The sequence below is a fragment of the Terribacillus aidingensis genome (genome assembly GCF_900215625.1).
In the GTDB taxonomy this organism is placed as follows: Bacteria; Bacillota; Bacilli; order Bacillales; family Amphibacillaceae; genus Terribacillus; species Terribacillus aidingensis.
Map to the genome: position 1 here is coordinate 60,150 of NZ_OBEK01000007.1, position 9,154 is coordinate 69,303.

A 9,154-nucleotide genomic window follows, 5' to 3' on the forward strand; every position below is an offset into this window, starting at 1 on the left:
CATGGAAGGGAGTCGATACACGTGAAAGTAGTAGGAACTGTAGGAGGCATTTTTGGTATTATTGCTTCCCTGCTAGCTATGTTTTTAACATTAATCGAAAGTACGTATACAGTCGGCAATTTTGGAATACTTGGAATTGCAGCAGGAGTTCTGGGGATTATCGCGGCACTTTTACTTGATAAGAAACCAATTATCGGGGGTGTCCTCTTAATTGGAGCAACTGCTATTGGTATTTATGCAGTATTATTATATTTCCTTTTACCAGGTGCGTTAATGGTGATCGCAGCAATTATAAAAATGAGCCAAAGAGATCAAAGCTACTAAAGAAGGCATGCCGCTAAAGCGGTATGTCTTCTTTAGCGGAAATATCGCAAGTTTAGTTGATAGTGCTGTTCTATCGCTGATCCAAGACAAAAATAGAGCTTGTCTAACTCCTTGAAGCAGGTGGTGGTGGATAAACTAGAAGCAATAATCACTGCAGAAATAAAATCAAAGAGAAGAAGAGGGACTAGCTGCATCCCTCTTCATCTATATTAATATCCGTAATATTGGTTATTATAGTACGGATTATATGGAGGATAGTAAGGCGCGGGCTGGATATAATAATTCGGATAAAACAAGCTGCTGCCAAGCAGACCGCCTACAACACCGCCTAGGAATGGTCCGCCGTAGCCATAACCATAGCCAAATCCTGGTCGGCCGTAGCCAAACCCTGGACGTCCATAACCGAAACCTGGGCGGCCATAACCAAAACCAGGACGTCCGAAGCCAAAGTCTGGACGGCGACGGTATGCGTCTGTATGAACGGGGTAAGAATAAGACACTTGCTGATTTGTTTGGTAAGGTACTAATGATTGATTTTGTTCTTGCATGAAAAACACCTTCCTTTCTGTGCCAGTGTATGACGGGCAGGAGCGGAAGGCGCAGGACAGCAGCCTAATTAATATGTGATTTTTATTGGAATGTATCACGGAGAATAGCCAAGACTGGAATGCATAATGCAAGTATCGGAACAAAAGCCCACACCCAGGTGTGGCTGGATTGTTTGTTTTCTTCTTTCAGTTTTTCCAATTCTAATTCCAGCAGGCGAATGCGCTGTTCCAAATCTTCCTTCATTTCTCTTCCTCCTCCGGCTTGTCTTCTGGATGCTCAATAAAAGAGCCTCCGCTACCATTGTAGTAACCAAGAGGCATTTTCATGCTTATGCAATAACCGATGTAGTGATGGGGATAGCGCCGTTTCCAAGTACAGCATTTTCAAGAGATCGTTTATAGGAAGCATATGAGACATAAAGGGCTATCGTCGCTCCGATCATAGTTAATATCAGACCTATATAGGAGATGACCGTAGCGATGAATTCATACCTTTCTTCCTCGATAATGATAGCATTATTATTCAACAGATCATCGCTCCTTCCTCACACTAGCATATGCAGTTATGGGCGGAGAGTGCCTAATTCAATCAATCGTTTGATCAGCTGTATTTTTGTGAATTATCTGCGCTTTTACTTAGGGAAAAACTATTAGCTGCTGGCTATTCAAATGGGAGATTGAAAAATCATTGCTATAGACTCACCTGCTGTCAGACTGCTATGATGATGGAACTGGAATGAAAGGGCTGACGAGGCGTTGGAAACTGAAAAATACAAGGAGCTGAAGATGGGCGAGCGCGGTGTCTATATTAGTATCGGCGCTTACCTTGTTTTGTCTTCTTTGAAATTGATTGTAGGAATTATAAGCGGATCGGCAGCACTGCGGGCAGATGGTTTGAATAATGCTACCGATATTGTCGCTTCTGTTGCTGTACTGATTGGTTTGAAGCTGGCGAGGAAGCCGCCGGATGCAGATCATCCATATGGACACTGGAAAGCGGAGACTGTTGCGAGTCTGATTGCGTCTTTCATTATGATGACAGTAGGTTTGCAAGTACTGTATACAGCAGTGCTGAATGTATTTGATGGGTCGAATGAGGCACCCGATATGCTGGCGGCATGGACAGGTATTTTCGGCGCGGTCGTTATGTTTGGGGTTTATCGGTATAATATGCGGCTAGGTTCAAAGATAAACAGTCAATCTGTTAAAGCGGCAGCAAAGGATAATTTGTCTGATGCACTCGTGAGTGTAGGAACCGTTGTAGGTATATTTGGTTCTCAGCTCGGATTAACTTGGCTTGACCCGGTGGCTGCTATTCTAGTTGGACTCATTATCTGCAAAACAGCGTGGGATATTTTTTCCTCTGCTTCTCATCAGCTGACAGACGGATTTGATGAGACATTAATGGCAGCCTATACCGAGACCATCCTGCAGATTCAAGGTGTAAAGGGAATAAAAACAATGAAAGCGAGAAGCTATGGCAATAATGCAATAGTAGATACGGAAATATTGGTGAATTCTACTTTAGATATCCGCAGGGCGCATGATGTAGCTACTACAGTTGAGAAGACACTGAAACGAGAACACGGTGTCTATTGGGTGAATGTCCATGTTGAACCACAATAAAAGCCAGAAGCGGCCTGCTTCTGGCTTTTTGTTAATCAATAATCAGCATGTTGTTTTCATCGAATTTCCAATGCTCGCTGAAGGCTACCTCCCAATAATAACCGTCAGGATCGGTGAAGTAACCACTGTATCCTCCCCAATCGACACGCTGCGGCTGCTTAATAATAGTGGCACCAGCTCGGGCGGCCTTTTCGATGACATAGTCTACTTCTTGTTCTGTCTTAGCATTGTACGCGAGTGTGAAGCCAGGAAAACCGCCAGTACTTAATGCGGGCGGATTGTCGCTGCCAATATCTTTTTGTAATTGCTCGAGCGGAAACAGTTCCAGCTTTGTTCCGTTGTTATTGAAAAAAACGATATTCGGCGAATTTTCTTTTACGCTGGTTTCAAAATCTAATCCATCACGGTAGAAGGCAAGAGAAGCTTGCATATTTCTTACACCTAAGCAAATCAAGTTAATCTGATTCATATCGGCAAACGCTCCTATCGTTTATTTTGCCTCCGTTTTTTTAACCCTATACTGATGTTGTAAAGAATCATGATGACTGCTGCGGCAATAAGCACCGCCATAAGCATTAATGTGCCTATGTTAGGGAAGTTGCTGTAGATGCCAATGGCAAAACCGGTCAGCATGATGAAGAGGTACATCAAGGTTTTTCGTGTCATGGTCGCAGCCCCTTTATGGAATAAGTAGGCCAGAAAGCATCTTCTGGGTGATGTGATTGAGTTCGGGCAAATCATCTAGTGCAAAGTAACGCAGATCCAAGCTTTCACCATCCAGCATGGCAAATTCGCCTGATACGCTGTGGGCTTCGTAGACAGAGATGACATTGTAAACCTCATCTCCGTTTGGGTACCTAGCGTAGAATTCCGGACCGGAGCACATACGCAAGAAGCGAAAGCCTTCCGCATGCAAACCTGTCTCTTCAAAAAGCTCCCGCTTTGCAGTGTCTTCCAATGACTCGCCCGGCTCCATCGAGCCGCCAGGCAAGCCCCAATCTTTTGTATCGGCCCGGAGCTGCAGCAATAGCTCATCTGCTTCGTTGCGGACAATTACCCCGGCTCCTGCCATGACAAGCGGGCGGCTGCCGACGAATTCACGTAAATCATGGATATAATTGGCCACCATCAGAACTCCTTTTAGTCTTTTGGATAAATGCTGTCTTTGCTGCGCGGGAAGAAGTGGTTGGAGATACTGTAGCTGATCAAGTAGCTCACCAACATAGAGACTCCTGTGATAATAAGGTTATCGTGGAGAAGATAGAGCAGTACACTCAACCCACCAAGCACGATATAGATCCCAACATTTACATACAATCTTCTAGTCTGGTTATCGAATTTCATGTTGTACGTCCTTTTCTTCAATCTAGATATAGTTTCATTATACCAGTGCCAGTATAAAATCCAAAGAACAGTGTATATCTGGAATGGTTGTCCCATATAGTGTACAAATGTGCGGTATGGGAGGAAGCAGGAATGACGAGAAGGTGGATTGCAGGTGCCGTAGCCGGTGCTTTATTTATTATGCTGCTCGCTTATTATGTACCAAGAATCGTGACGACAGAACAATCTTCCCATTCTTGGTCGCTGCCGCTGGCGGGGAAGACAGTTGTCATTGACCCAGGGCATGGCGGAGTAGATGGCGGTGCAGAAGGAGCAGATGGTACCCAGGAGGCACGGATTACTTTGGCTGTTTCAAAATCGCTTCGAGATTATTTGCAGCAGGCAGGTGCACTTGTCTACTTGACGAGAGAAGCGGATGTGGATTTAGCTGATGAAGATACAAAAGGGCTGTCGCGGCGGAAATCAGAGGATATCCGGAGACGCGTAGACTTTATTGAGGAAAAGGAAGCGGATTTTTATATTAGTATCCATACAAATGCACTGCTTGCTACGCAATGGTCTGGCGCACAAACATTTTACAATAAAGACAAAGAAGGCAGTAAAGCGCTGGCAACATTCATTCAAGATGAAATCAAGCGAAATTTGGAGAATACGAAGCGCGTACCGCTTGCGCTAAATACAATGTATCTGCTGAAGCACACAGAACCAGCGGGTGCACTTGTGGAGATTGGTTTTATGTCCAATCCAAGAGAGCTGGAACTGCTGAAAGATGATGTGTACCAAGATAAGATGGCATTCAGTATTTATGAAGGGATACTCCGCTATACGACAGAGAAACTGCCGGAAGATGAGTGAACGAGCACCGCTTGCCTAGCTTCGCTAAGAATGTGTTATACTAGCGGTAAAAGCAGTCTGGAAAACGTTTTCCTTAGACAAGCTAGGTAGGGGGCATTCACATGGTAACAGAAGATAAAGTGCGGGAGCTTCTGAATGATATTGAAGATCCTTTTTTACATACGACACTAGGAGAAACTGGTGCAATCACAGATATCCGAATCAAGGAAGAGAAGCACCATGTTAGTGTGAAAATCTTAGTCGGTAAAACGAATACAGCAGAACAAATGCAGCTGCAGCAGGAAATTGTTAACGTTCTGAAGAGTGCAGGTGCTGCGACAGTAGGATTGCGCTTTGATCAGCTGCCGCAGGAGGTAGTCGATCGGTATAGTCAGAGCGAGGCTCCGAGTCAGCAGAGTTCTTTGCTGGACAAAAATACGAAAACGAAATTCATTAATATCGCGAGTGGTAAGGGCGGTGTTGGTAAATCGACTGTAACGGTAAACCTTGCTGTTGCACTTGCACGAATTGGTTTTAAAGTCGGTATTATTGATGCAGACATTTACGGCTTTAGTGTGCCGGAAATGATGGGAATTGAGAAACGCCCAGAAGTAGTAGACGACAAGATTACACCAGTAGAGCGTTTTGGCGTGAAGATCATTTCAATGGGCTTCTTTGTTGAGGATAATGGACCTGTTATCTGGCGTGGCCCAATGCTCGGTAAAATGCTGACAAGCTTCTTTAAAGAAGTGAAGTGGGGCGATGATCTGGACTACTTGCTAGTCGATCTGCCGCCAGGTACTGGCGATGTAGCCTTAGACATTCATACAATGCTGCCTTCTTCCAAAGAGATCATTGTGACAACACCGCATCCAAACGCGGCATTCGTTGCAGCGCGAGCAGGCCAAATGGCACTTCGTACTGACCATGAGATTCTTGGTGTAGTGGAGAACATGGCATATTATGAAGTGCAGGCAACAGGCGAGAAAGAATACGTCTTTGGCAAAGGCGGCGGTGACAAGCTGGCAGATGCACTCGATACAGAAGTAATCGGCCGTTTGCCGCTAGCACAGCCTTATAAAGAAGAAGGTGTGTTTGCGCCAGCTGTTTACCAAGAGGATCATCCGCTTGGTGACGCGTATGATGACTTAGCACGAGCTATTCTTGAAAAATATATGCAATAAGAAAATACGGAGAGCGCGATGGCTCTCCGTATTGTTGTATCTTGGGACTGGTGCATAGGTGCTATCTCAGTCCGGCAGCAGAGCAGAGTGCCAGTTAAGTGATCCACTTATAACACTAAAAGAGCCCTAAACCATACGAATCATGGTCTGGGGCTCATTTTTTATTTCTCTTTTTGTTTAGACTGTGCTTCTTCCAGTGCTTTCTGGACGGTTTGCATCAGTTTTTGCTCGAACATCGGAGTTTCCGCTGATTCTTGGATTGTTTTTTCAATCTCTTTGCGGAATTCCTGACTTTTCATAACGCTGAGCATCTGCTCCTGCATTTTCGGATCTTGCATAATTTGAAGTACTTGTTTTTGAAAACCAGAGTCATTCATTAGTTCTTTCATAAGCTTTTTTTGTTCCGGACCAATGTTCTTGGCAAAAGCTGCGACAAACTCTGGATCCTCAAAACGCTCTTTCCAGAATTTCTTTCCTTCTTCTGATGTCCAGGACTTGTTGATCGCATCTTCTACTTTACTGGCGTCGAGTGAGACCAAATCTTGCATCGTTTCATCTGACATAACTTCTGAAATAGCTTTTTTGCCTTCATCTGTCTTCAATATATCTGCGACCATCTGTTTCGTCGTATCATAATCGGGCTGGCTGCTCTCTGCGGCTTGGCCGCCGCCTGTGCATGAAGCAAGCACGAAAAGAGATAAGAACAAGATCGGCACTATTCGTACATACATAGACACGTGCTCCTTCCAGTGTAATAAGTACACTTACTTTCTGCAGAAGGAGCAGTAGTTATACATTTAATTCACTTCTTTCAATTCTGCTGAGCCGCCGGCAATCAGTTCACTGACGGTGACGTAGTGATAGCCTTTGTTTTTCAATGCCGGCAAGATGGTTTCCAATGCTTTTGCTGTCTGCTTTACAGAATCAGATGCATGCAGCTGGATGATATCGCCGTTGTTCGCTTCTTCTATTACTTCATCGACAATTAGCTGCGTGCCGGGGTTGCGCCAGTCCTTTGGGTTAACACTATACTGAATCACCTTTAGTCCAAGTGTTTCAGATAGCTGAATAATTTCTGTATTAAAATCTCCAGTCGGTGCGCGAAGCAGTTCTATATCTTCATGCCCGAGCTTGCGGAATATTTCTTTTGCATACGTAAGGTCTTTTCGTATTTGTGCAGGTTCTTGATCAATATAGCTTTTGTAGCGGTATCCCATCATTCCGAGTTCATGTTTATCTTCGACAATGCGGTCGATAATCTGGGGGTGACGCTCTGCCCATTCACCGCTGACGAAGAAGGTAGCTTTTACATTCTGTTCTTTCAATTCATCCAAGATAGGAATAGCTTGTGTATCACCCCAGCTGATATTGAAAGTAAGCGCGATATTGGGCTCGTCTTTGTTTCCTTGGGTCAGTGCTGCAGGCTTTTCTTTTGAAGAAAAGACCGACAGCGAGCTGCTCGTCTCCATCCAGATGATCAATGCTGTGAACATTGCCGCCGCTACGACGAATGCCCACCTTTTCCACTTGTTGAAACGGAATACATAAAAGTGCTGCATGCCTATCATTCCCTTCGTTGTTCGCAGTAATGTAGTTCCATTCTATGCATGCCTGTCCGGGAACATGATGCTTGTCTCGGGTAGAGATGAGAAATGACAGGAATTTAACAAAAGTATGGGTTCTGGTTTGTGCGGTCTTGGATATCTAATTCAGTGATACCTTAGAAAGGGGCGAGTTAGCGAAGGTTTGCCAGCTGGATGCAGTTCACGTGTTACAAAAGTAAGGGATATAGCTAGAAGGATTAGGAGATGGAGAATCATAACGATGGTTGGAAGCAGCGGGATGCAATGTAGTGAAAGGGAAAGGTCCCGAGTGGAAGTTGTTTCTCACCACATCTACGGTGGTTATTATATGGATTGCAGCTGCAGGGGTGCAGCTTGAAGCCGGGTATTTGGTGCCAGCTGATAGCAGGCTAATCAGCGGATAAACATTAAATTCAATGAAGAGATGCTAACAGGAGAATCGGAAGCTGCCGAAAGGAAGATAGATGCAATAGAAGAAGTGTCAATTAGGGAGCGCATCAATATTGTGCATTGCGGATTGCTGGATGTGAACGAAAAAGGAAGCCGTGTGTTGTAATAGACACAGGACATAGCTATTGGCCAAATTGTCGATATGATGCGGCGGAATTCAAACAAACCTTATTATAGAGGAGAAAGCAGTTTGATGAACGACTTACTATTTGCATTGGCTTTTAGAATGGAAAGAGAAGAACCAGATGTTATGCAGCAGAAATATAAACGAGGGTATCTTCTCTGGCGGTGGGCTGCAGAATGTAATAAAAAGAAGGGAGCTGATTGGGCAGCTGTCATAATCTCTTTCTATATAGATGCAATGGCCTTCACCAGCTTTATTATGGCTGCAAACCTTTTCCGTAAGATTTAATGCGTAAACGACCTTTTAGCGGGATTCCTATTGAACAGATATGGAATTGGTGCGATAGTGATTTGGTTCTGCTTTATGGAGTGGTGGTATTGCCGGGGGCCGCAGCACCTTCTCTATACAGGAATTCAGCTGAGAGGCTGGTGGAGTCTGTTGCTGCTGGTCTAGCAGCTGCCATAGTTACCTTGATGATGATTTAAAAGCACTCCTTATGAAGAGTTAAGCAGGAAAAGTCCATTTCACTAGGGCTTTTTTTGTGGTAAGATAAGCTTCTGCGACATTGAATGGCGGAGTCTGCAAGGCGGTCTGAAAGCTCCATAGAGGGCTCTCACAGAGGCTTTCAAATTTTAATACAAAAAAGGTGTTGACTCCTAGTTGAATTGGTCGTATACTATTAAACGGCGCTAAGGTAAGATGAAAAAACACGCCAAACAAATTATTAAGTTCTTTTTAAAAAGTTGTTGACACAAACAACGAAGGCATGATAAGATGTTTAAGTCGCTGAAACGAGCGAGAACAACTTGATTCTTGAAAACTGAACAAAACAACCAATTACGAACTAAACGACATGGTCTTTTATAAGATCAACGTCAGCGCAAGAAGCAAAGCATCACACTTTCATGGAGAGTTTGATCTTGGCTCAGGACGAACGCTGGCGGCGTGCCTAATACATGCAAGTCGAGCGCAGGAAGCTAGATGACCCCTTCGGGGTGATTCTAGTGGAATGAGCGGCGGACGGGTGAGTAACACGTGGGCAACCTGCCTGTAAGACTGGGATAACTCCGGGAAACCGGGGCTAATACCGGATAGTATTTTCTTTCTCCTGATTGAAAATGGAAAGACGGTTTCGGC

15 protein-coding genes and 1 rRNA gene are annotated in these 9,154 nt (G+C 44.5%); 7 read left to right on the forward strand and 9 right to left on the reverse strand.

What is annotated here, in order from left to right:
• Positions 1-21: 21 nt before the first annotated feature.
• Positions 22-324: a hypothetical protein gene (locus CRO17_RS16585; protein ID WP_097043573.1), complete on the forward strand. Its 303-nt coding sequence runs from the start codon at positions 22-24 to the stop codon at positions 322-324.
• 209 nt (positions 325-533) lie between these two features.
• On the opposite strand, the gene CRO17_RS16590 is transcribed toward CRO17_RS16585, so the two are convergent.
• From CRO17_RS16590 to CRO17_RS16595, 3 genes are all read right to left on the reverse strand, one after another.
• Positions 534-872, reverse strand: coding sequence for a hypothetical protein (locus CRO17_RS16590; protein WP_245864834.1), 339 nt, complete (start codon positions 870-872; stop codon positions 534-536).
• A gap of 82 nt (positions 873-954) precedes the next feature.
• Positions 955-1,116: a hypothetical protein gene (locus tag CRO17_RS17665; protein WP_179637154.1), complete on the reverse strand. Its 162-nt coding sequence runs from the start codon at positions 1,114-1,116 to the stop codon at positions 955-957.
• A gap of 85 nt (positions 1,117-1,201) precedes the next feature.
• Positions 1,202-1,399 carry a hypothetical protein gene (locus tag CRO17_RS16595; RefSeq protein WP_097043574.1) on the reverse strand — a complete coding sequence of 66 codons (198 nt, stop codon included), beginning with the start codon at positions 1,397-1,399 and terminating at the stop codon, positions 1,202-1,204.
• 229 nt (positions 1,400-1,628) lie between these two features.
• Between CRO17_RS16595 and CRO17_RS16600 the strand changes: the two genes are divergently transcribed.
• Complete coding sequence (locus tag CRO17_RS16600) at positions 1,629-2,498, forward strand: cation diffusion facilitator family transporter (RefSeq protein ID WP_097043575.1); 870 nt, start codon at positions 1,629-1,631, stop codon at positions 2,496-2,498.
• A 31-nt stretch (positions 2,499-2,529) separates the two neighbouring features.
• Here CRO17_RS16600 and CRO17_RS16605 read toward each other — a convergent pair whose 3' ends face one another.
• The 4 genes from CRO17_RS16605 to CRO17_RS17395 form a co-directional block, all read right to left on the reverse strand.
• The gene (locus CRO17_RS16605; protein ID WP_097043576.1) at positions 2,530-2,967 is read right to left on the reverse strand and encodes a VOC family protein; all 438 of its coding nucleotides are present in this window, start codon (positions 2,965-2,967) and stop codon (positions 2,530-2,532) included.
• A gap of 14 nt (positions 2,968-2,981) precedes the next feature.
• Positions 2,982-3,164 (reverse strand): hypothetical protein, encoded by a 183-nt coding sequence (locus CRO17_RS16610; RefSeq protein WP_097043577.1) that lies wholly within the window; start codon positions 3,162-3,164, stop codon positions 2,982-2,984.
• A gap of 13 nt (positions 3,165-3,177) precedes the next feature.
• Positions 3,178-3,570: an NUDIX hydrolase gene (locus CRO17_RS16615; RefSeq protein WP_245864838.1), complete on the reverse strand. Its 393-nt coding sequence runs from the start codon at positions 3,568-3,570 to the stop codon at positions 3,178-3,180.
• Between the two features lie 68 nt (positions 3,571-3,638).
• Complete coding sequence (locus CRO17_RS17395; RefSeq protein ID WP_143596033.1) at positions 3,639-3,842, reverse strand: hypothetical protein; 204 nt, start codon at positions 3,840-3,842, stop codon at positions 3,639-3,641.
• Positions 3,843-3,974: 132 nt separating this feature from the next.
• Between CRO17_RS17395 and cwlD the strand changes: the two genes are divergently transcribed.
• The gene (gene cwlD, locus CRO17_RS16620; RefSeq protein WP_097043579.1) at positions 3,975-4,697 is read left to right on the forward strand and encodes an N-acetylmuramoyl-L-alanine amidase CwlD; all 723 of its coding nucleotides are present in this window, start codon (positions 3,975-3,977) and stop codon (positions 4,695-4,697) included.
• Positions 4,698-4,798: 101 nt separating this feature from the next.
• Complete coding sequence (locus tag CRO17_RS16625) at positions 4,799-5,860, forward strand: Mrp/NBP35 family ATP-binding protein (RefSeq protein WP_097043580.1); 1,062 nt, start codon at positions 4,799-4,801, stop codon at positions 5,858-5,860.
• A gap of 161 nt (positions 5,861-6,021) precedes the next feature.
• Here CRO17_RS16625 and gerD read toward each other — a convergent pair whose 3' ends face one another.
• A complete protein-coding gene (gerD, locus tag CRO17_RS16630) occupies positions 6,022-6,591 on the reverse strand; it encodes a spore germination lipoprotein GerD (protein ID WP_097043581.1) in 570 nt (189 codons plus the stop codon).
• 66 nt (positions 6,592-6,657) lie between these two features.
• The gene (gene pdaB, locus CRO17_RS16635) at positions 6,658-7,419 is read right to left on the reverse strand and encodes a polysaccharide deacetylase family sporulation protein PdaB (RefSeq protein WP_097043582.1); all 762 of its coding nucleotides are present in this window, start codon (positions 7,417-7,419) and stop codon (positions 6,658-6,660) included.
• Positions 7,420-7,712: 293 nt separating this feature from the next.
• Here pdaB and CRO17_RS17940 point away from each other — a divergent pair, with 293 nt between their 5' ends.
• From CRO17_RS17940 to CRO17_RS16645, 3 genes are all read left to right on the forward strand, one after another.
• Positions 7,713-7,847, forward strand: coding sequence for a hypothetical protein (locus CRO17_RS17940; protein WP_281253851.1), 135 nt, complete (start codon positions 7,713-7,715; stop codon positions 7,845-7,847).
• Between the two features lie 239 nt (positions 7,848-8,086).
• Entirely contained in the window at positions 8,087-8,305 is a 219-nt protein-coding gene (locus CRO17_RS16640) for a hypothetical protein (RefSeq protein ID WP_097043583.1), read from the forward strand.
• A 614-nt stretch (positions 8,306-8,919) separates the two neighbouring features.
• A 16S ribosomal RNA gene (locus CRO17_RS16645) occupies positions 8,920-9,154 on the forward strand; the annotation flags it as partial.

What these genes read in the sequence shown, in the direction of transcription:
- gerD (WP_097043581.1), bottom strand. Translation starts at nt 6,591, where the DNA reads ATGTATGTACGAATAGTGCCGATCTTGTTCTTATCTCTTTTCGTGCTT.
- CRO17_RS16590 (WP_245864834.1), bottom strand. Translation starts at nt 872, where the DNA reads ATGCAAGAACAAAATCAATCATTAGTACCTTACCAAACAAATCAGCAA.
- CRO17_RS16610 (WP_097043577.1), bottom strand. Translation starts at nt 3,164, where the DNA reads ATGACACGAAAAACCTTGATGTACCTCTTCATCATGCTGACCGGTTTT.
- CRO17_RS17395 (WP_143596033.1), bottom strand. Translation starts at nt 3,842, where the DNA reads ATGAAATTCGATAACCAGACTAGAAGATTGTATGTAAATGTTGGGATC.
- CRO17_RS16640 (WP_097043583.1), top strand. Translation starts at nt 8,087, where the DNA reads ATGAACGACTTACTATTTGCATTGGCTTTTAGAATGGAAAGAGAAGAA.
- CRO17_RS16615 (WP_245864838.1), bottom strand. Translation starts at nt 3,570, where the DNA reads ATGGCAGGAGCCGGGGTAATTGTCCGCAACGAAGCAGATGAGCTATTG.
- CRO17_RS16605 (WP_097043576.1), bottom strand. Translation starts at nt 2,967, where the DNA reads ATGAATCAGATTAACTTGATTTGCTTAGGTGTAAGAAATATGCAAGCT.
- CRO17_RS17665 (WP_179637154.1), bottom strand. Translation starts at nt 1,116, where the DNA reads ATGAAGGAAGATTTGGAACAGCGCATTCGCCTGCTGGAATTAGAATTG.
- CRO17_RS16625 (WP_097043580.1), top strand. Translation starts at nt 4,799, where the DNA reads ATGGTAACAGAAGATAAAGTGCGGGAGCTTCTGAATGATATTGAAGAT.
- cwlD (WP_097043579.1), top strand. Translation starts at nt 3,975, where the DNA reads ATGACGAGAAGGTGGATTGCAGGTGCCGTAGCCGGTGCTTTATTTATT.
- pdaB (WP_097043582.1), bottom strand. Translation starts at nt 7,419, where the DNA reads ATGCAGCACTTTTATGTATTCCGTTTCAACAAGTGGAAAAGGTGGGCA.